Source organism: Pseudomonas putida, from assembly GCF_028682395.1.
GTDB lineage: Bacteria > Pseudomonadota > Gammaproteobacteria > Pseudomonadales > Pseudomonadaceae > Aquipseudomonas > Aquipseudomonas putida_AB.
Genome location: NZ_JANHLC010000007.1, coordinates 114,288 through 133,747 on the forward strand (window position 1 = coordinate 114,288; position 19,460 = coordinate 133,747).

Annotated in this window: 17 protein-coding genes and 1 pseudogene; 9 read left to right on the forward strand and 9 right to left on the reverse strand. The window is 59.6% G+C overall.

Annotated features, from left to right (window positions below):
- Window positions 1-17 precede the first annotated feature (17 nt).
- Window positions 18-950, reverse strand: coding sequence for a LysR family transcriptional regulator (locus NPS46_RS17390; RefSeq protein ID WP_274109242.1), 933 nt, complete (start codon window positions 948-950; stop codon window positions 18-20).
- 120 nt (window positions 951-1,070) lie between these two features.
- Here NPS46_RS17390 and NPS46_RS17395 point away from each other — a divergent pair, with 120 nt between their 5' ends.
- Window positions 1,071-2,105 (forward strand): zinc-dependent alcohol dehydrogenase family protein, encoded by a 1,035-nt coding sequence (locus tag NPS46_RS17395; protein WP_274109244.1) that lies wholly within the window; start codon window positions 1,071-1,073, stop codon window positions 2,103-2,105.
- Between the two features lie 107 nt (window positions 2,106-2,212).
- Here NPS46_RS17395 and NPS46_RS17400 read toward each other — a convergent pair whose 3' ends face one another.
- Together NPS46_RS17400 and NPS46_RS17405 are read right to left on the reverse strand one after the other, a co-directional pair.
- On the reverse strand, window positions 2,213-3,625 hold the full coding sequence (locus NPS46_RS17400) for an amidase (protein ID WP_274109246.1): 1,413 nt from the start codon (window positions 3,623-3,625) through the stop codon (window positions 2,213-2,215).
- Window positions 3,626-3,712: 87 nt separating this feature from the next.
- Window positions 3,713-5,005, reverse strand: a complete 1,293-nt coding sequence (locus tag NPS46_RS17405) for an MFS transporter (protein WP_274109248.1) — start codon at window positions 5,003-5,005, stop codon at window positions 3,713-3,715.
- 97 nt (window positions 5,006-5,102) lie between these two features.
- Between NPS46_RS17405 and NPS46_RS17410 the strand changes: the two genes are divergently transcribed.
- Complete coding sequence (locus NPS46_RS17410) at window positions 5,103-6,092, forward strand: Lrp/AsnC family transcriptional regulator (RefSeq protein ID WP_274109250.1); 990 nt, start codon at window positions 5,103-5,105, stop codon at window positions 6,090-6,092.
- A 239-nt stretch (window positions 6,093-6,331) separates the two neighbouring features.
- Here the strand turns inward: NPS46_RS17410 and NPS46_RS17415 are convergent, their stop codons facing one another.
- Window positions 6,332-6,778 (reverse strand): GNAT family N-acetyltransferase, encoded by a 447-nt coding sequence (locus NPS46_RS17415; protein ID WP_274109252.1) that lies wholly within the window; start codon window positions 6,776-6,778, stop codon window positions 6,332-6,334.
- A gap of 235 nt (window positions 6,779-7,013) precedes the next feature.
- Between NPS46_RS17415 and NPS46_RS17420 the strand changes: the two genes are divergently transcribed.
- The gene (locus NPS46_RS17420) at window positions 7,014-7,448 is read left to right on the forward strand and encodes a GFA family protein (RefSeq protein WP_274109254.1); all 435 of its coding nucleotides are present in this window, start codon (window positions 7,014-7,016) and stop codon (window positions 7,446-7,448) included.
- A 70-nt stretch (window positions 7,449-7,518) separates the two neighbouring features.
- On the opposite strand, the gene NPS46_RS17425 is transcribed toward NPS46_RS17420, so the two are convergent.
- Both NPS46_RS17425 and NPS46_RS17430 read right to left on the reverse strand, forming a co-directional pair.
- Window positions 7,519-8,619 (reverse strand): NmrA family NAD(P)-binding protein, encoded by a 1,101-nt coding sequence (locus NPS46_RS17425; protein WP_274109256.1) that lies wholly within the window; start codon window positions 8,617-8,619, stop codon window positions 7,519-7,521.
- A gap of 395 nt (window positions 8,620-9,014) precedes the next feature.
- Window positions 9,015-9,560: a winged helix-turn-helix transcriptional regulator gene (locus NPS46_RS17430; protein WP_274109258.1), complete on the reverse strand. Its 546-nt coding sequence runs from the start codon at window positions 9,558-9,560 to the stop codon at window positions 9,015-9,017.
- Window positions 9,561-10,006: 446 nt separating this feature from the next.
- On the opposite strand from NPS46_RS17430, the gene NPS46_RS17435 reads away from it, so the two are divergent.
- On the forward strand, window positions 10,007-10,723 hold the full coding sequence (locus NPS46_RS17435) for an AzlC family ABC transporter permease (RefSeq protein WP_274109260.1): 717 nt from the start codon (window positions 10,007-10,009) through the stop codon (window positions 10,721-10,723).
- Window positions 10,713-11,021, forward strand: a complete 309-nt coding sequence (locus NPS46_RS17440) for an AzlD family protein (RefSeq protein WP_274109262.1) — start codon at window positions 10,713-10,715, stop codon at window positions 11,019-11,021. Before NPS46_RS17435 ends, NPS46_RS17440 begins: the two co-directional genes overlap by 11 nt.
- Here NPS46_RS17440 and NPS46_RS17445 read toward each other — a convergent pair.
- Entirely contained in the window at window positions 11,008-11,913 is a 906-nt protein-coding gene (locus NPS46_RS17445) for a LysR family transcriptional regulator (RefSeq protein WP_274109265.1), read from the reverse strand. The genes NPS46_RS17440 and NPS46_RS17445 overlap by 14 nt on opposite strands.
- 228 nt (window positions 11,914-12,141) lie before the next feature.
- Between NPS46_RS17445 and NPS46_RS17450 the strand changes: the two genes are divergently transcribed.
- From NPS46_RS17450 to NPS46_RS17465, 4 genes are all read left to right on the forward strand, one after another.
- A complete protein-coding gene (locus tag NPS46_RS17450; RefSeq protein WP_274109267.1) occupies window positions 12,142-13,266 on the forward strand; it encodes an agmatine deiminase family protein in 1,125 nt (374 codons plus the stop codon).
- Between the two features lie 253 nt (window positions 13,267-13,519).
- The gene (locus tag NPS46_RS17455; RefSeq protein ID WP_274109269.1) at window positions 13,520-14,332 is read left to right on the forward strand and encodes a hypothetical protein; all 813 of its coding nucleotides are present in this window, start codon (window positions 13,520-13,522) and stop codon (window positions 14,330-14,332) included.
- Window positions 14,333-14,775: 443 nt separating this feature from the next.
- The gene (locus NPS46_RS17460; protein ID WP_274109271.1) at window positions 14,776-15,876 is read left to right on the forward strand and encodes an MFS transporter; all 1,101 of its coding nucleotides are present in this window, start codon (window positions 14,776-14,778) and stop codon (window positions 15,874-15,876) included.
- Between the two features lie 84 nt (window positions 15,877-15,960).
- Complete coding sequence (locus tag NPS46_RS17465; protein ID WP_274109273.1) at window positions 15,961-16,188, forward strand: hypothetical protein; 228 nt, start codon at window positions 15,961-15,963, stop codon at window positions 16,186-16,188.
- A 75-nt stretch (window positions 16,189-16,263) separates the two neighbouring features.
- On the opposite strand, the gene NPS46_RS17470 is transcribed toward NPS46_RS17465, so the two are convergent.
- Together NPS46_RS17470 and NPS46_RS17475 are read right to left on the reverse strand one after the other, a co-directional pair.
- Window positions 16,264-18,993, reverse strand: a complete 2,730-nt coding sequence (locus tag NPS46_RS17470) for an autotransporter outer membrane beta-barrel domain-containing protein (RefSeq protein ID WP_274109275.1) — start codon at window positions 18,991-18,993, stop codon at window positions 16,264-16,266.
- A gap of 313 nt (window positions 18,994-19,306) precedes the next feature.
- A pseudogene (locus NPS46_RS17475) lies at window positions 19,307-19,456 on the reverse strand (integrase core domain-containing protein); the annotation flags it as partial.
- Window positions 19,457-19,460 lie beyond the last annotated feature (4 nt).

Sequence of the window (19,460 nt, forward strand, 5' to 3'; positions counted from 1 at the left end):
CGTTTTGCGCCTGGGTCTCAAGCCTGAAGTCGGTCCCAGGGAGCCGTGGGCGTAAAGGCGTGCAGGAGCGCGTCGACCGTCGCCCGGATCTTGGGGGCCAGGTCGCGGTTTACCGGCCAGAGCGCATGGATCGGCGTGCCCTCAACGCCTGCGGGCGCCAGCACTGAGACCAGTGTTCCGTTGCGCAATTGATCCGCCACCAGCCAGGTCGGAAATTGTCCGAGGCCCAAACCGTTGAGCACGGCGGCTCGCAACGCTTCGCCGTCGCTGATGGTATGTCGCCCGTCGATTTTACGGTTCACGAGTTGGCCCTGGTGATCCAGCAATTGCCAGGGATGTACGTAGCTGCCTTGGGCAAAGGTGAGGCAGGCGTGTTGCGCCAGATCGTCAATGCCGGTGGGCTGCCCATGAGCGGCCAGGTAGACCGGTGAACCGCAGGTGACCACGCGTTGCTGCCCCAGGTAGCGTGCGCAAAGCGAAGCGCTGTCGTCCAGGGTGCCCAAACGCACCACCAGGTCGATGTGCTCTTCCAAAAGATCCACCGCACGGTCGGAAAACCTTACGTCCAACGCCAGCTTCGGATGCGTATGGGCCAGCTCACAAAGAACGGGCATGACCCATAACCGGCCGAATGCCACTGGCAGATTGATCCGCAGCGTTCCCGACACCTCGGTACGGCGGGCGGCTGCCCGCGCTTCGGCTTCCTCCAGCTCGGCGAGCACCCGCAGGCAGCTTTGGTGGAAATCAAGGCCTTCGGCCGTAAGCGACAGGCGGCGAGTCGTGCGGTTCAGCAGCTTGACGCCCAAACGCTGTTCCAGGGTTGCCACGCTCTTGCCTATCGCTGACTTGGAGAGCCCGATTTTACTGGCGGCCGCCGTGAAGCTGCCGGCTTCTACGGCATGGACAAATGCGGTAATGCCTTGCAGGCGGGTGGCGCTGTAGGTCGACATTGAAAGGCTCATTGAAGAATCAAAGTGGCTAGTTTAGGTCGAATTATTCACAACATAAGCGAATTAATCGTCAATAAGCTAAAGCGCTCGATCACGCCTAAGGCGAAGGAGCTTTGAAACATGGCGAGCGAACTCATGAACAGCTGGCAATTATCGACTTTTGGTCTGGCGAACCTGGAACAAGTGCGGCGGCCTCTTCCACGCGTTGGCCCCAATGAAGTGCTGATCAAAGTCGCCGCGGTATCGCTGAATTATCGGGACAAGCTGGTCATCAACGGCGGGCTGCTGCAAGACCCGCCTGCCATGCCTTTCGTTCCGGTTTCCGACATGGCCGGGGAGGTGGTCGACGTGGGGCCGCAGGTCACTCGCTGGAAAGTGGGGGACCGCGTGATGGGCCATTTCTGGAGCCAGTGGCTGGACGGCGAGCCGCCTCGGGAGATGCTCCAGCACGGCCTGTCGCTTGGCGGTCCGCTCCCGGGGATGTTGGCTGAGTATGTTGTGCTTCACGAGTCAGTGGCTGTCGCGTCGCCCGTGTCCCTATCAGACGAACAGGCCTGCACCTTGCCGGTGGCGGCCCTCACGGCCTGGTTTGCCCTGGTCGAAGCCGGGCAACTGCGCCCAGGCCAGACGGTGCTGGTGCAGGGCACGGGAGGGGTAGCGTTGTTCGGCCTGCAGTTCGCCCAGGCGCTGGGCGCGCGGGTGATTGTCACCTCACGGCACGACGACAAGCTGGAGCGCGCAAGCGCCTTGGGGGCCTGGGCTGGCATCAACACCGCTCGCACACCGGCGTGGGCAGCCGTGGTACGTGAGTTGACCGCAGACGAAGGGGTCGATCATGTGTTGGAGTTGGTGGGCGGGGATAACCTGCGCCAGTCCGTGGATGCTCTGACGGCCTCCGGGAACATCTTGCAGATTGGTTTTATGGACGACACCGACATTCGCCTGCCGGCCCTCGCCCTGATGCTGCGGCGCGCCACATTGCGGGGTGTGTCGGTGGGGCACCGGCGAGCCTTCGAAGACATGAGCCGGGCTATCGACCAACACCGTATCAAGCCGGTGATCGACGAGGTGTTTTCGTTCGAGCAGGCTCGGGCTGCATTCAAGCGTCTGGAGCGTGGGTCATTTGGCAAGCTGGTAATAAGGGTCGGGGATTAGCAGAAACCCCAGCTGCGGCAGAGCTTGCAGCACCCGGTGTTGGTGCGCCTGAATAGTTCCTGGGCGCGTATTCAATCGCCCAGGTCCTGGTCGGCTATAGCTCTGGATTACAGCCCCCATCGCTCAAGTGCAGGCGTGCGCGGGTCAAGTAACAGTGACGGTGCCAGCGCGCTCGCCATGTTCAGCAAGTGCCTATCGGTACCGACCGGGGAGAGAAGCTGCACGCCTATCGGCATCTGTGCTTCATCGAAGCCGGCGGGCAGGGCGATTGCGGGCGTGCCGAGGTAATTACCGGCTCGGCTGAAGGTGCCAATGCTGGCGTGATGAGTATCCGCGTCATCAAGGGGCAGGGCACCATGACCGCTGACAGGCATCATCAACACACCGGATAAACCGATCGCGTGTGTGAAGGCCTCGGCTGTGCTTGCACGGTGGGCGATGGCCTTTTCGTAGGCGTCTCGGCTGATATCCGCGCCCGCCAGGATTCGATTGCGTACGACCTCCCAGAGTGGCTGCGCAGGGTCATGTGCCAGATGTCCAAACTCGCGATAACCCTCATAAGCAATGATCAACGAGTTGTACTCGGACAACCGACCGATATATAGCTCATCCTCCGGGGCCCAGTATTCGAGCGTCCAACCGGCCGTGTGCAGGTTGGTCAATACCTGCTCCCAAACGCGACGGGTGCCATTGGACAGTGCGCAGGGGAACGCCCGCTGATCCAGTACGAACACGCTGCCTGGCTTGGCTAGCACCTGTTCATCGTCCAGTTCAGACTGAACGTTCAACCCAATGTGGGTACACGGGCTGGCCATGATTGCGGTGAGCGCCTGTGCGTCGCACACGTTGCGCGCGATGGGGCCCAGCACATCCAGGCTCGGCGCGAGTGGGACCACACCGTCCACGCTAATGAGCCCGCTGGACGGCTTGAAACCGACCAAATGATTGAGCGATGCGGGAGCCCGTATCGAGCCGCCGGTATCGCCACCCACTGCAATAGGGACCAGCCCTGCCGCGACGGCGACCGCCGCGCCTGAAGAAGAGCCACCCGGGGCGCGATGCAGCGTGGCGTCCCAGGGGTTCCAGGGGGTGCCCCGGGTCGGGTTCTGTCCGGATAATCCGAAGGCGAATTCGGTCATCTGGGTCTTGCCCAGGATCACCATGCCGGCCGCCTGCAAGCGTTCGACGACGGTGGCGGTTACGCAACTGATAGTCGTCAGGCGGCTTAACGAGCCTGCCGATGCGGCGGTGTTGGCCATTTCGATACTGTCCTTGATGGCCACCGGCACGCCATGCAACGGACTCAAGGGCTGACCGCTCACGAGCGCCTGATCGGCGGCATCGGCTGCCGCCAGGGCTTGCTCGGCGAACACCAGCGTAAAGGCGTTAAGCGCACTGCTGCGCGCAATGCGCTCCAGAAAGTACTGCGTGACGGCGCGCGAAGTGATCTGCCGGGTCGCGATCAGATGGGCAATCTGTAGGGCGGTCTGGAAACAAAGGGCTTCGGATCGTTCGAGCATAATCTCTAGGTTCTAAAATGTGTAAGTCGGTATCCCCGTGCTCGAAGATCGTTGACGGGGATCACATAGCGTTGTGTAAGCGGGTGACTATTTCAGGGGCTTTCCGGCGGTCTCTGGCATCTTGATAAAGGTCAGGAGCGTCAATGCGGCGCCGGCGAGCACGTAATAGAAGAACCAGCTTTCCTGACCGTTGCTCTGCAACCAGGTCAGCAGGTAGGGCGTGGTACCGCCCAGCAGGGCCACCATCAGATTGTAGGGCGCACCAATACCGACGGCGCGGACGCTGCTCGGGAATTGCTCAGACATGATTGCGGGGGCAATCGAGGTATACAGCGCATAGAGCAACAGGCCGAACAACTCCACCAGCAGGATCGAAGAAAACGTCGGCTGCATATGGGTGATGATCGGGTAGAAGAACAGCAGGTAGCCCAGGGCGAAAGCAATCAACTGCGGCTTGCGTCCGAACTTGTCAGAGAGCATGCCGAAGAGTGGGTGTACGAGCATGAACACGACCATTGCCACCGTGTTCGCGGCAAACGCTGTCGAGGAATCGACGTGCAGAGCACGGATGGCATAGGTTGGGATGTAGATCACGAAGAGGTAAAAGGCAAAGGTGCTGAGGATCGAAAAGCCGACAATCCGCAGGGTCTCGCGCGGATAATCGCGCAGCAGGGTGCGCAGCGGTTGTTTCTCGACTTTCTTGGTAGGTTGCGGCGTGGAGGCTTCAGTTTCAGGTACCGACATACGCAGCCAAATGCCTGCGACACCGCCCAAGGCGCCGAGCAGGAACGGAATGCGCCAGCCGAACTCGCGCATCTGCTCATCGGTGAGGATCGTGGTCAGTGACCAGCCGATCGCCGATGCGGTCAGAATGCCGGCGGCGGAGCTAAAGAAGACAAAGCTCGAAAAGAAGCCGCGCCGATGGTCTGGCGCCAGTTCGGCCAGGTACGTTGAGGCTGACGCGTATTCACCGCCTAACGAGAGGCCTTGCATCAGTCGCGCGATCACCAGCAAAACCGGCGCTAGCAGACCGATATGGTCGTAGGTGGGGGTAATGCCGATCATCAGTGACCCGCCGGCCATCAGCAGGATGGTGACCCCTAGCGCGGATTTGCGGCCATAGCGATCAGAGTAGATCCCTAGCGCCCAGCCACCGATGGGGCGCATGAAGAAGCCGACGGCGAAAATAGCGAAAGTCGCCAGCAATGATGCCGTTTCGTCAGTTTTCGGAAAAAATTGCGTTGAAAAGAAGATCGCGAACGACGCATAGATCGTCCAATCGAACCACTCCACGGCATTACCAATGCTCCCTGCAGCAATTTTGCGCGCGATTGAGACCTGCGGCTTTGCCGCCTGGGAAGTTTGAGTCGCATAATTCATTGGCTTCTGCCTTTGGTTTTGAATTGTAGTTATATTTGGACATGCGCAGCCTTGTTTTGTTGTATTTTGGCCATCAAATGGAAGGTATTGTAAGAATATGGTCTCGTCAATCGATGATATTGATGAAAAAAGACATTTCGTGCTGGATGATACGGATTTGGCCTGCCTGATAGCGCTGCAAGCCAACCCTCGCGGCACCTGGCGGGATCTGAGTGCGTGCTGCGATGTGGCGGAGCGAACCCTTTCGCGTCGCCTTCAACGGTTGATGGACAGCGGATATATCCGGGTGATCGGAGAGCTTGACCCGGTTGTCGTCGGTGGCGGTCCGGTGCTGCATGCGTGGATTCGGGTGGCTGACGGGCGCCAGATGGAAGTGGCGGAACACTTGGCGCAGTTGGCACAGGCGCGGGTGGTCATGGCGACCACGGGTGAGTTCGACATCTTCACCGAGCTCAACCTGCAGAGTGTCGAAGCGCTTTCTGACATGGTGGTGCGAGAGTTGCCGCTGGTGCCGGGGGTAAAGCAGGTTCAATCGCAGGTGGTACTGAGGTCGTTCCGACGCGCCAGTCGCTGGCGCATTGACGGTTCGGTGCCGACTGAGCCTGAGTCGGTGCTTACCGGGGCCATGAGCCTCAATGCTGATGAGCAGCGGCTACTGGGGGCGTTGCTGCTCGATGGCAGGGCGAGCCTCGGTGTGCTGGCTGAAACCTGTGGCGTCAGCGAGCCGAAGGTTCAGCGCATGCTCAGCGCGCTGGTCGACAGTAATGCACTGACCTTTCGTGTGGAACTCGAGCCCCAGTTGGTCGGTTATGGGGTCGAAGCGATTCTATCGCTGCACACGCGACCGGGTGCGGCGGACAGCATTGCTCTGGAGCTGGCCAAGGATGAACACACCCGTTGCCTGTTTGGTACCAGCGGACGTTCGCAGCTGTTTTGGCACGTGCTCTGTCGCGATATTCATGATCTGTGGAGCGTCTCGACGGCGCGGATGGGGGCGCTGGAGGGGATTATTTCCTGTGAGACCAACACGGTGGTTAGAGCTTACAAAAGAGCGGGCAGGGTGCGTCGCGGGCTGATGGTTGAGTAGTGGGGTGGCGTCCCCTCAGTTGTCTGGGAACACGGCTGGAGCAGCGGGAAAGAGGGGCGCCCTACGACTCGAGGACGCCGATGCGCGTCCATTGTGGGCCAGTCGTGGCCTTGGGTGAGAGGCTGTGTTTGCCCTGAAACAGCCCTTCACCGCGGATGTTTTCGACGCGCGTCACAGGCGCAGCGTCGCAACGAAAAAAGGGGGACGTAGACTAAATCGGCCCCTTTTACGTTTGCGAATCAATCGAGCTGCTTTTCCATGGGCTGATAGACCAGCCCGGCGTACTCGCCCACGTCCCCTTTTATGACGAAGCCGTAGCGTTGGTAGGCCGCGACCGACGATAACGAAGCCCGTACCGTCACCACCTCACTCGCCGCCTGGGCGAGTGCCGCGTTGATTAGGCGCAAGCCAATGCCTCTGCGCTGCCAGCCCGGTGCGACAAAGAGCATCGCCACATGGCGCCCCTCCTTGAGCTCGATCAGCCCGACTATCTCGTCATCCGCGACGCAGATCAGCATCAGATTGTCGCCCTTCATGCGCTCGGCAAACGCCTGCGCCGTGGCTACCTTGGCGAAGGTTTCCACCCCTTGCGTGGAAAGCGAGGGCGCAACGGCCTGGGTGAACGCGCTCAGGCACAGGGCGCTAGCGCTGGGTAATTCGTCGTGGGTGAGTGTGCGTATCTGCATGGCAATCGTCCGTGTCTGGAATGAAGGGTCAGGTTTATTTCGCCGTTCCGTCAGGTCGTCGTGCCTGGGCGTTTATCGCGGTGCAGAGCTGGCTCACAGCCTGTATTTGGGATAACTGTCGCGACTGCGGGCATTGTTGACGCACCAGGCGAGCGCGACGATTATGATGGCGCCGGCCACTTCCCTTGCGCCACCCACCCGCGAAACAGTCGATTTTTTCCTCCAAGGAGCCATCATGGCATCAGGGCACTGTCTGTGCGGCGCGGTTCAGTTTTCCATTGCGGTTGAACCGCGCTTTTTCTATCGCTGCCATTGCAGCTTGTGCCGCCTGCAAACCGGGGTTGGCCATAATCTCGCCACGCTGGTCAGGGCTCACGACTTTCAATGGACGGCGGGGCAGGCGGCGATTACCAGTTGGCGCAAACCCAGTGGCTATCGGAACGATTTCTGCTCGCAGTGCGGCTCGACCGTGCCCAATGTGCTGCGCGAGTCGCCGTATTTCTGGATTCCCCTTGGGCTGCTCGAAGGTGAGCGGAGCATGGCGTGCATCGGGGACTTCTGTACGGATGACTGCATGCCCTGGGATGAGCCGCACACGGACAAGCGCTATGGTGGCGCGCCGGATTCACTGGAGTTTTTGTTGCAGGCGCTGCAGGTCAACGCTGATTGAGTCTCGCGATACGGGCCAGCGCCTGGCCCGTGCCGCTCAGTGATAACGCAGGCACCTGGCTTGAAACGTGTTACAGCCGTCCGCGTATACCGCGACGCATGTCATCACTGTTTTTCAGGACGGAGCTGGACTGGTAGAAACTGGCCGGTTGCAAGCGTTCCCACAGCCCGCCAATGCCCTGTTCGCGACCCAGCGCGTCCTGGCGAATCAGCCACTGCTCGACGGTCTTAATCCGGTTGGGGTGGATCTCGTCCAGCAGGGCGTAGTCGCGGCGGATAATGTCGTATTTCCACATGTTCCAGAAGCCAGTGAAGTTGTCGCGAAAGCTCATCGTGCTCTTGTCTTGCGGGTCGGCGTTGTAACCGGCAGGGCGGTCCACCATGGGCTTGAGCGGCCCTTCGAAATACTGATCGAGGGCGGTGTCGATGTATTGCGCAGGGTGCCCGGTGACCTGGGTAAAGGCCGCAGCCAGGTCGGCATAGCGAACCGGCTCGATGGCCACTTCCAGATTCATCCCGTTGGCCCGCTCGGGGTTATCGAACAGCCAGCGCACGTAATAAGCACAATCCTCCAGCGCGACATGCGCCACCGCGCCTTCGCCAAGCGGCGTTCGCCAGGTCAGTACGCCGTCTTCGATTGCGGGTGTCATTGGGGTCATGGGGGAAAACGCCATTTCCATATATGGCCCAGTCGTGAAGACCGCCGCGCCCATCACCCGCTCATTGGCCGGGTTCTGCGCCAGGATCCATTCGCCGATCCGACCCTTGCCGTCGTAATGACCCGTGCGAAATTTCGAATCGTAGCCGGACTTTTTCAGCACGTAGTCGAGGTTGCCGTAGACGAAGAATTTGATGCCTTCCTCAATGGCGATTTCATAGGCGCGGATCGCCCAGAACATCTCGGTTTTTTCCCCGGTGTTGAACCCGTCGATATTGATATAGGCGCCGTCACATTGACGAAAGCCTTCGCGAAGTACGGCTTCATCGGCAAATGTGCCTTCGAGAATCGCCACATTCCCCAGCGCCAGCAACGCCTGTGCTCGCGTGGAACTGGCGTCTCGGCTCAGGGCGAGCACCTCGTATTTCCCGTCCGCGACCAGGCCGCGTACAACCGGGGTTCCCTGGGCGCCGGTGGCGCCGATCACAAAAATTTTGCGGGTGCTGAACGACATGACTCACTCCATTACTCAACGAGATATCGGCGAAAGCGCTGTTTAACGCCAGTAAAATCAGTAACTCTAATTACTGAAGTAACATACTCTTATCATTGTAGTGATTGGCTGGCAAGCGTTTGATCGCGAAGGACGCCGTAGCTGTTGGCTCGTACGGGGCCGAGGGACGTGGAGTGATTGCAGCGGTTTGATCGTCAGCGAACGGCGAAGGGCCGGCTGATAGGTCTGGAGGGGGGCAGGGCAAGCGAAGTCGGGTGGGCCAGGCTCGAGTTCACGGCACATAGGGTTCCCATGGGCAAGCCTGAAGTCGCGTGAGTGGCTGATTCGGGTTTCTCGGGGCAGACCGACTTGGGCGCGGCGTAGAAGTGCTTTGCGCACCTGCGCCGTGTTGCGCGCTATTCGCCAGGCGCAAGCGTGGGCGGAGGGGCTGCGTCGTCAGTGTCGAGAGGGGCGCGCTCAAGATGGGACAGGCGCCAGCGCACCAGATCGTCAGCGCCCGGCCCGGCAGTGACCGCCACATCGGCAGCCGACAGCAGTTCGCCGGTGTGCTGGTCGACAAAGCGGCTGCGCACTGGCGCGCCGGTCTTGCGGTTGACAAACACCAGCGGCGGCTGGGCTGTGCCGCAGACGCCGAGGGCGTCGCCCAGCTGGGCAAGGACCGGCATCAGCGCCGCGACCTGAGTACCCTTGGCGGTCAGCAGGTATTCATAGCGCTCCGGTTTGACCTGGTAGCGGCGCCGGGTCACCAGGCCGCTGGCTTCCAGGTGCTTGAGCCGATCGCTCAGCGTGGCATTGGTGATGCCCGTGGAGCGCCGGAAGTCTTCGTAGCGGCTGATGCCCAAGGTGAGGTCGCGCAGGATCAGCAGCCCCCAGCGATCGCCCATGGCCGCGAGCGCGCCGGCGATCGAGCACACCATCCCGTCAAAACCCTTTGAGCGCATCTCCGCGTACTCCTTCAAGGCTCTTATGATAAGAGCTATAAATGGGCCAGTATGGAAGCCGCGCGGTGAATAGGCAAATGGCGAGCCTGAGGGGAGAAACCGTCTTCTTTGGCCTTGATAAAAAGGCTCGACAGGCTGTCGAGCCTTTTCGGTTTTGCGCTAGAGCAACCACGGTTTCACACAATGACGAACAACCGCGAACCGCCCCGAACCAGCGGTTGCTCGAGCCAGCTCGTCACGCTGGCCCTGCTGCGTTTTATTGGTCGAGGATGTATTCGCTTAGCGAATTTATATGTCGCGAATAATGCGCTTTGCTGATGCTTGCGCCCGGGCGATAGTATCGGCCCGCCGCATCCACGCAAGTGGGGCGGTGTCGGTAGGCAATCTGGCATTTCGGACTCGGTTTACCCCCGGGACGACAGCTACCCTGTGACGGAGGTTGTGTTTTGTTATCGATTGAAAAGGGTGCGGCCAGGCTGCAACGCGATGATGTGCTGGCGGGCTTCAAGAAGCTGCTGCCCATTTCTGTTTTTGTGGTGATTTTTGGCGTGGCCTTCGGCCTGGCGGCGGTACAGACCGGCCTGGACGAAGTGTCGATCCTGTCCATGAGCACCCTGGTGTTTGCCGGTGCGTCGCAGTTTGCCGTGCTCAAGCTGTGGGGCACGCAGGTGCCCCTGGTGCCGCTGATGGTGACGGTCTTTGCGGTCAATGCCCGCCATTTGCTGATGGGCGCGACGCTCTATCCCTGGTTGCGCGAGCTGCCCCGGGCCAAGCGCTATGGCGTGATGCTGGTGGTGTCCGACGCCAACTGGGCCATGGCCATGCAGGCCTTTGCCCGTGGCGAGGCGGGCTTGGGACTGGTCCTGGGGGGCGGATTGGCGCTGTGGTCGACCTGGATCCTGGGCACCTGGCTGGGCCTGTACTTTGGCAGCGCCATCCGCGACCCGGTGAGCCTGGGGCTGGATATGGTGATGGGCTGTTTTCTGCTGGCCATGGTGATTGGCGGGCAGAAGAATCTGCGCATTCTGGTGATCTGGTGCGTGGCCGCCGCTTCGTCCCTGCTGGCCTACTGGTACTTGCCAGAGAACAGCCATGTGGTGGTCGGGGCATTGGCGGGCGGCATTCTGGGCGCGTTCTGGGTGGAGAAGAAAATTGAACATTGAAACCACGGGGCACGGCCCGCTGATCATTGTTGCCGTCATGGCCCTGGTGACCCTGGCCACGCGTTGGGGCGGCGTCTTTATCATGTCGTTCGTGCCCATCGGGTATCGCGTGCAGTTGTTTATCAGCGCGATGTCCGGCTCGGTGCTGGTTGCGCTGCTCACGCCCCTGGCTGTGGCGGGCGACAATGGCGCGCGCCTGGCCCTGCTCAGTACGGCAGTGGTGATGTTGCTGGTGAAAAAGCCGTTGCCAGCGATTGCTGCCGGTATTGTCGCGGCGGCGCTGGTCAGGGCGTTCTGAGCGACGCCCCGGGCCGGGCGACGGACTCGCCTGGCGCCCCGCTGGACGGCAAGTGTTCAAGCAGCCACGCGCAAAAACTGCGGGCACTCTCCTCGCTGTCGCGGTGGGTCAACAGGGCCCAGTTCGGACCGCGCACGGTCTGCTCCACCAACGGCTGCAGCAGCCCATTGGCGCGGGCCTGCTGGCTCAACAACTGGCTGACCAGGGCGATGCCGAGCCCGGCGCAGGCGGCATCCAGCAGCAGGCCCGGGTCGGAGAAGTTCAGCCCCTGAGCCTGCTGGCCGACCGCGATACCGGTTTGCACCGCCCAATGATTCCAGTCCATTTCCCGCTCGCCATGCAAGGTGGCGCGCTGGGCCGCGGGTACGGTCAGCAGGCTTGGGTGGCATGCCGGGTAGAGGCGGTCGGCATGCAGTACCCTGAAGCTGCACTCGGCCTGGGAGCTGATGTCGTCACGCAGGGCGATATCGATGGTCTGGGTGGTCATGTCCGGTACTTCATCGGTGCTGTAGATCCATAGATCCACCTCTGGATGTCGTTGGCGAAAATCCCCCAGACGTGGCAATAGCCAATGGCGGGCAAAGGCCGGCGTCGTGTTGAGCACCAGTTGGTTGGGTTTCTGGTATTGCCCCAGGCGACGAATGCCCACGGCCAGTTGCTGGAGCAGGGCCTGGGTGGTGCTGAGTAGGTCGTGCCCTGCATCGGTCAGGCTGACGCTGCGCCCGCTGCGAAAGAACAGCGGCTGTTCAAGGTAGGCTTCCAGGCTGCGAATCTGCTGGCTGATGGCCGACTGGGTCAGGTGCAGCTCTTCGGCGGCCTTGTGAAAGCTGCCCAGGCGAGCCGCGGCTTCAAAGCCGCGCAACGTGTTGAGCGGTGGCCAGTGTTTGAGCATATCGATAAGCACCTCTAATCAGTTCTGGGCAAAATCCATCGTTTGTTCGCCGCCAACCCTAGCCGTAGCATGCAGGTCGGCGCGGTGAGGGCGGATTCTGCTGAACACAATGGCTTAACTCGAAGGCATTGTCATGGGGCGGAGCAAGCTCCGCCACCGCGCCGTTGTGCGGAGCCTAGACTCATGGTGGGCCCCGATCCTTGCGCTCATCTTTTCAGGAAATTCCCCATGTCGACGCGTCGTCAATTTATCCAACAGGTCTCGGCCGTTGCCGGTCTGGGCGCAGCCCTGTCCGTTGGCCTGGGGCTGACGCCTACTCGTGTGCAAGCGGCCAGTGGTGGCGCTGGGTGGATGCCGGATGAGGGCGACCGCCATCGCCGGGCCTTTGTGGCCTTTGGTGCCCAGCCGGCGATCTGGGCGGACTTCACCGCCGATGTGCAGGCGGCCATTGGCCTGATCGCCCGCACCATCGCCCGGTATGAGCCGGTCACGGTGCTGTGCCGCGAACGTGAGCGCCAACTGGCCGAGCAACTGTGCGGGACACGTAATACCCGCTTTATCCATACCGAGCTGGACGATATCTGGATGCGCGATATCGGCGCCAACTTTGTGATTGACGAGGAGGGCACGCTGGGCGCCGTGGATTTCAACTTCAATGGCTGGGGCGACAAACAGCAGCATCAGCACGATGCCCGGGTCGCGGCCCGGGTGGCCGCTGACGCCAATGCCCGGCACATCCGCAGCGAACTGCTGGGCGAGGGCGGCGGCATCGAGGTCGATGGCCATGGCACCGGGATCATGACTGAAAGCAGCTGGGTCAACGCCAACCGCAACCCCGACTGGAGCAAGGCCGAGGTCGAAGAGGAACTCAAGGAACGCCTGGGCCTGCGCAAAATCATCTGGCTGCCGGGGATCAAGGGCCGGGACATCACCGATGCCCATGTGGATTTCTACGCGCGCTTTGTCCGGCCGGGGGTGGTGATTGCCAACCTCGATACTGACCCCGAATCCTACGATGCCAGGGTCACGCGCCGGCACCTGGAAATCCTGCAAAACGCCACGGACGCCGATGGCCGCGCATTGCAGGTGCATACCCTGTCGCCACCGCTCAACCCGCGCAAAAGCAAATTCAATCGCGGCAACCCGGATTTTGCCGCGGGCTATATCAATTATTTTGTGATCAATGGCGCGGTGATCGCTCCCGAATTCGGTGACCCAAGCGCCGACGCCCGGGCCTTGGCGCTGCTGTCCACACTCTATCCGGACCGCGAGGTGGTGCAACTCAATATCGACGCGATTGCGGCGGGCGGCGGCGGTATTCATTGCGTGACCAGTCACCAGCCTTGGGGGTAAGAAGTGCAGTTTTTCCAGCGATTAGTTGTGGAAAAACCAGCCTTTGCGCAAAAACGGTGAGTCAAGGTGAGGTAAGGCCTTACCCGTTAAGTGACGGTTCGGGCAGGCTTCGGTTTCAAGGAGCTTAGTGAGCAACTTGAGCCATATTTGAATCCACGCCTGAGTGGCGCGAAGGGGGGCGCATGCAAGGCTTTCGCTCATACAATTTATACGCTGCTAGTATTCAAGCTCGCTTATCAGGAGGGATCCTTGCATGCCATTCGACATCGATAGGAATTTCAAACCAGGTCGTGGCGACCTTATATACGGGATGGAGGCCGGGCGTGATTTTTACCTGAAAAACTCGGCGACCCTGGCGGTTGCAGTACTGGAGGGGCGATGGGTAACGGCCAACAGCTTCAACAACAACTCAATCCTCAGTTTTTCCGACTATTACACTCCTAATACCCCTGACACGGCTCAAGATAAGCAGATTCAAGCGCTTTCGGAGCATCTGGATAGGGTCGGCAAAGCAGCGGAAGGAACGCCCTTTGTCACGGAGCTTTACAAGAAGTATCCACCCTCCCAAGTAAAGCAATTGGATGCCCGCAAGTTGGGTCGAAATGGTGACTCGCACAATTTCAAGATGATTCGCCGCAGTTGCAAATTTGGATTGGAATACGTGGCTTCCATTCTGGAGACAAATGCCAAGATTCATTTCGTACTGGACCAAATGGCAAGTGACAGCGATGTCATCAATAAGAAAAAATTTGACGGCCGTGTCGCCATTACGATTTCGGAAATGCGCTATCTGTTCAGAAATTGGGACCGCCTGCACAACAGAGTGATTTTCTATAAGTCGCTCAGAGAAGATTTTGCCCCTTGGGAAACGAATGGGGAGGCTTGGCGAAAGTATGCCGTGGAGCGTTACGAGAAGTACTTGCACCGGGCCAAAAAAATGAAAGTTGCCTTTACACCCTCATTTGGTGACGCGAGTACGGTGCTGTTGACGACGCTGACCAGCGAGACCAATAGATTGAAAAGGCAAACGGGTGAAACCGACGACGAAGAAAAATCCAAAGACTAGTGGACCATTCAGGGCGCGCGCAGGGCCTTGATTGGGCCTTGCAGGCGTTCCACCAAGGCGCCGACGCCGTGCAGTTGGTGCGCTCTCAAGTCGCTGGCCCACTAGGCAAGCCGTATAGACCCGGGGCAGATACCGGTCCATCAGCGATCTTGCTACGGCGAGTTGCAGGTCGGTGATTGAAAAGACCCGGCGCAGCAACTCACACGATAGCCATCCTTACTTTCGCAATGTCTGGCGCGACGCGTCACTGGGGGCGCGCAACGTCACGCCGCTTCGAGGCAGAGCTACTGGCAATAGCTGTATCTGGCGAAGCGGGTCGTGCTGCTGAGATTGCGAGCCCATGGTCATTTACATACGCAGCGTATCAATTTATGCTTTTATTCATACATTGCGTATGTAAATAATCATGACGGGATTTCCCGCCCTGGCTGTCGAGGCTAACCATGCAAAATCCCTATCGAGCATTGTTTACTGTCCCGGGGGCGAAGGGCTTTGTCCTGGCCGGTGCGGTCGCCGCGACCTTTGTGCTGACTTATGCCTTGCTCTCGCCGCAAATCTCGCGGCTGGTCGACCGCTACGGGCAACGGCGGATCCTGCCGGGGGCAACGCTGCTTGGCCTGGCGGGCCTGCTGATCGTGCTGTTGGGCAGTGGCCTGCAGGCGCCGGACTGGACGCTGTTTATCGGCGCCGCGCTGGCGGGCGCCATGCCCAGTGTGTCGGCGATGGTGCGGGCGCGCTGGACGGCGATCTATCGCGGCCAGCCGAGCCTGCAAACGGCCTTCTCCTTGGAAACCGTGCTCGATGAACTGAGCTTTGTGCTCGGCCCACCGCTGTCGGTGGGCGCGAGTGTGCTGCTGTTTCCCCAGGCCGGCCTGCTCGTGGCGGCGTTCCTGCTTGGCGTCGGCGTGCTCGGGCTGTGGCTCCAGCGCGGCAGTGAGCCGCCGCTGGCGCCGCGCGAACCCGGCGCAGCGCGCAGCCCCTCGCTGCTGCGGCTGGCCCAGGTGCGCCTGCTGACCCTGTTGATGGTTGCCATGGGCGTAATTGTCGGTTGCGTCGATATCGCCAGCGTGGCCGTCGCGGGCCAGGCCGGGACCCCGGCCAGCGCCAGTCTGATTCTATCGGCTTATGCCGTCGGCTCCTGCCTGGCGGGCCTGCTGTTTGGCGGGCTCAAGCTGGCGACGCCGTTGCCGCAGCTGTTGCTGGTGGGGGGCTTGGCCACGGCGGCGACCACGGTGCCGCTGGTGCTGGTCAGCAGCATTCCGGCACTGGCGGCGGCGGTGTTTGTGGCCGGGCTGTTCTTTGCGCCGACCATGATCGTGGCCATGTCCCTGGTGGAGCAGCGCGTGCCGGAGCGGCAATTGACCGAAGGCATGACCTGGCTGCTGGCCGGCTTGAATATCGGCGTGGCGCTAGGCGCGTTGGTGTCGGGCCAGGTGGTCGACCAATGGGGCGCATCGGCCGGATTTAACGTGGCCTTGGCCGGGGCGCTGGTGGTGCTGTGGATGGCGGTGCTGGGGCATTGGCGCTTGGGGCGGGCCTTGTAAACGCTCAGCCCTCAGCCCTCAGCCCTCAGCCCTCAGCGCCGGCGTGTATCCACGCCTGTAGCGCAAGCACAGGAAAGGGGCCAGGTGCGACCCCAGTCACTGGCTACGCGCCGTTGTCCACTGCACGGCAAAGACGCTGGCGAGCACTATGACATCGATGCGATCACGGCTCACGGCACTCACGTGATGTGGCGCTACACGCTGGTCGAAGTCAGTCATGTCCACCTCAATTATGACGAGGTTCACCGTGCCTACATCGACGCTTACAGCTTAGGCCGCAGGCTCAACACCCTTAACGGCCTGAACTCCTAAGCATCAATCTGCAAACAATCGTATCCAAGCCTATGGGATTTCCGATTGCCCCCAGCCAGCGCCGGGACTGAGCATCTAAAACTCATAACGCAAACGTAATTCCGCCATCTGCGCCGTATAACCGGAAGCCGCCTCGACGGTGTATCGCGCGGCAACTGAAAGGTTGTCCTTGCTCGTGAGGGTTGCCGCCAGTGCCATGATGCCCGTATCGCTGTTCGGGATTGAACTGCGCGTCGTAAAGCTGGTGCTGCCGCTGGTGTCGATTGCGTAATTGGCAACCGAACGCAGTCGCGTATCCCTGTTTTCATGACGCCAAGTCAGTTGTACAGACGGTTCTATGCGGCCATAGGATGTGTCAAACGACCGTTCCAACTTAGCCCCTAGATCGCTGGTCAATGAATAGCTCTTGCTTGATTTCACTGACAGCGCAGCACCCGCGCCACCGCTTTCGGTGTAGCCATCCTGCTTGAGCCTACTGTAATTGAGGCCGACAATCGGCGTCAGCACGGTTTGCTCATCCAGTCGGATCGGATAACCGACCTGCGTCGCTAACACCGATTGCAAGCCGTTGAAATCGCCATTGGCGACGCCATTGACCCCGGTGAAGTTAATCAGGCGCCGGGTGTTGTATTTGTGCTGTACCACACCGCCCGATAGATTCAGATACCAGTCGTCGGCCGTGTAGCTGGCATAAGGAATCAGACCATAGGACTTCACTTTGACCGAACTGCCAGCATTGTCATCCCTGCTGTCGACAGACGTATTGGCATAACTGATCAGGCCACCGATACGCCACGCATCATTGATCTGGTGGTCACTGCCGAACAGCATGCCGTTGTAGTCGGCGCTATAGCCGGAGGTGCCGTCATGCTGATCCTGAGTGGCTTTACCCCCGAATGCCTGGCCCCACAACGCAGTATCGCTGGCGCTTTCGCCAGTAGCCACACCGCTACCCCCTAGCGCCTGCGCAGTTCGCATGCCATCCAGGCGTGCGCTAGACACATTGAGCACCATCTGTGTGGGGGCCGTCGACGCTTGGCTCGCCGCCATCGCGCCCCAGGCCGGGCTTAACTGCGCACCGGCGCGGTTGGCTTCGGCAGTCGAGCCGAGCGCAGCAGACGCGTTGAAAACGTTGAGCAGACTAGCGTCGGTGCCGTTGTAGTTAAACAGTCCGGAAATCGCCGAGATAGCGTTCGGCGTGGTTGCCTGAATTGCTGGTGAAGTGCTACCGCCTGACCCAAGGGTCAGCAACAGATTGCTGGTGTTACCCTCGATCAGCGTGCTGCCTGTGACGCTGCCGCCATAGCCGAAAGCCGAATAGAGCAAATCGGAAGCATTGTAGTTTGTACCGTTGGTAGCGGCCTGCACCACCACATAGCGCTGCCCGACAGCAAAACCGTAGCTATTGAGCGCCTTGAGCGAGACGCTCGAACCACTCGCAATAGTTGCTGCACCACTCACAACCAGACGGCCGTAGCCGGTATCTGAAGTCGCCCCGTTACTCACAGCCGAGTCGCCAACACCGATCAACAATGTTGCCGGCGCCGCCTGAGCGTAATTGCCAGTGATATTAATCTGATTATTAACTTGCAGCGTCGCACCGGCATTGCTGACAGTATTGGAACCAACGCTGACGTTGTCATTGAGCAACAGGTTGCCGGAGTTGAAGTGCACGCTGGCATTGTTACTGGAGATATTCCCGACGCTGGCGCTGTCAATATTGCCACTAACATTGGTCAGAATACCAAATGTCGAGCCACTGCCGCCATTGATGATTAAATCTCTGCTACTGCCGTTATAGATCGTGCCAGCAATCAAGCCACTGTTGGCAATCGGGCCTAGTGTGCCACTGGCCGCGTTGTAAACCGCATAACCGCTACTGGATATGGTCCCGCTGTTATCCACCGCACTTATAGTGCCGGCGTTGCCGATACCACCTGTAGCTCCAGTGATGAGGCCGGTATTGATCAGGCTGCCTATGGTGCCATTAGTACTGGTGCCGACACCGACGTTGGTCGTTCCTGTGATGCTGCCAGCATTGGTCAAGGTGTTAACGCTCACCGTGCCAGTGGGAGCCAGGTTACCAAGCAGGATGGCGGTGCCACCTGCAATGGTGCCGGTGTGGGTGTTCTCAAATGTTGTGATGCTACTGTTGTTATCGGACTGAACGCCATAACTGGTGCCGGTAATAGCCCCGCTATTCGTAAGGCTTGCAATAGTGCCAGTGTTCTTGATGCCAATATGCGCGCCAGTGATGCGGCCTGTGTTGCTGTTGGTCAGCGTCGATACAGTGCCAGCATTGCTAATGCCGATTCCGCCAGAGATTAGATTGCTGTTAGTCAGCGCTGTGATTAAGTTATTGTTCTGAATGCCCACCACTGTTCCGGAAATAGTTCCGGCGGTATTATTGGTCAGTGATGTGATAGTGCCGTTGTTACTGATTCCCTCTGTGTTACTGATAATCCTATTGTTATTCACAACCACCAGTGAGCTTGCACTGTTTAGCAAGGCTGGCGCGTCTGTGCCCTCAAGCAGGCCGTTGTTGGTCAAGATAGCTGCAGAGTTAAGTGCCGTTACGGGCGCAGAACCGGTTGATGAGAGTGTTCCAGCACTGGTCAGAGTCAGATCTCCGCCTGTCCAAGTTACACAATCTGTCGTCCCGGTCACGGTTGAGTTGGTACTAAGGTGAATACAAGCTGCGTAGATATCCGTAGTGGTTAGCAACGAAATCGCCGCCCCTACCGATAAGCCCAGAATGTTCTGCTTATTTGCTGAAAGTGCAGTTGATTTTATTTTTTTTGACATCCTGGCCTCTGATATTTTTACTTAGCCCGTCGCATCTGCATATGCTATTGGCCTAGACAAAACACCTGTAGTCGAAACACTCACCCGCATGTTCAATCACAGGGCTACGCTTTAAACACTCTCTGCGCTATGCACCGAAAGCCGGTAATCTAAATTTTTAAGTGGCTAGCCAAGTCATTGGCATAACCGCGATCAAACCAACTAGCGATTGGCCTTTTTTGAGGCCTAGCATGCGTATGTGCTAGCTTGCCGGAAATTTATGTAACAGACAAATGTAAAATGGCACATAGCCAGCAACGTCTCCGCGTCTTCACTAGCAGCTGGGTTTAGAGCCCTGGGTCAACGTAACGGCTTTCGAGGCCAGTTGCTCGGCATTGGCGAATGGGGTTAATCCACCAAGCCTTTTCTTGGGTCGCTCTTCGTTGTATTCCGGTCGCCAGGACTCAATCACTACCTGGGCGTGCGGT

Excerpts from the sequence above, each read along its gene's own strand:
- NPS46_RS17390 (WP_274109242.1), bottom strand. The coding sequence starts at position 950 with ATGTCGACCTACAGCGCCACCCGCCTGCAAGGCATTACCGCATTTGTC.
- NPS46_RS17395 (WP_274109244.1), top strand. The coding sequence starts at position 1,071 with ATGGCGAGCGAACTCATGAACAGCTGGCAATTATCGACTTTTGGTCTG.
- NPS46_RS17400 (WP_274109246.1), bottom strand. The coding sequence starts at position 3,625 with ATGCTCGAACGATCCGAAGCCCTTTGTTTCCAGACCGCCCTACAGATT.
- NPS46_RS17405 (WP_274109248.1), bottom strand. The coding sequence starts at position 5,005 with ATGAATTATGCGACTCAAACTTCCCAGGCGGCAAAGCCGCAGGTCTCA.
- NPS46_RS17410 (WP_274109250.1), top strand. The coding sequence starts at position 5,103 with ATGGTCTCGTCAATCGATGATATTGATGAAAAAAGACATTTCGTGCTG.
- NPS46_RS17415 (WP_274109252.1), bottom strand. The coding sequence starts at position 6,778 with ATGCAGATACGCACACTCACCCACGACGAATTACCCAGCGCTAGCGCC.
- NPS46_RS17420 (WP_274109254.1), top strand. The coding sequence starts at position 7,014 with ATGGCATCAGGGCACTGTCTGTGCGGCGCGGTTCAGTTTTCCATTGCG.
- NPS46_RS17425 (WP_274109256.1), bottom strand. The coding sequence starts at position 8,619 with ATGTCGTTCAGCACCCGCAAAATTTTTGTGATCGGCGCCACCGGCGCC.
- NPS46_RS17430 (WP_274109258.1), bottom strand. The coding sequence starts at position 9,560 with ATGCGCTCAAAGGGTTTTGACGGGATGGTGTGCTCGATCGCCGGCGCG.
- NPS46_RS17445 (WP_274109265.1), bottom strand. The coding sequence starts at position 11,913 with ATGCTCAAACACTGGCCACCGCTCAACACGTTGCGCGGCTTTGAAGCC.
- NPS46_RS17450 (WP_274109267.1), top strand. The coding sequence starts at position 12,142 with ATGTCGACGCGTCGTCAATTTATCCAACAGGTCTCGGCCGTTGCCGGT.
- NPS46_RS17455 (WP_274109269.1), top strand. The coding sequence starts at position 13,520 with ATGCCATTCGACATCGATAGGAATTTCAAACCAGGTCGTGGCGACCTT.
- NPS46_RS17460 (WP_274109271.1), top strand. The coding sequence starts at position 14,776 with ATGCAAAATCCCTATCGAGCATTGTTTACTGTCCCGGGGGCGAAGGGC.
- NPS46_RS17470 (WP_274109275.1), bottom strand. The coding sequence starts at position 18,993 with ATGTCAAAAAAAATAAAATCAACTGCACTTTCAGCAAATAAGCAGAAC.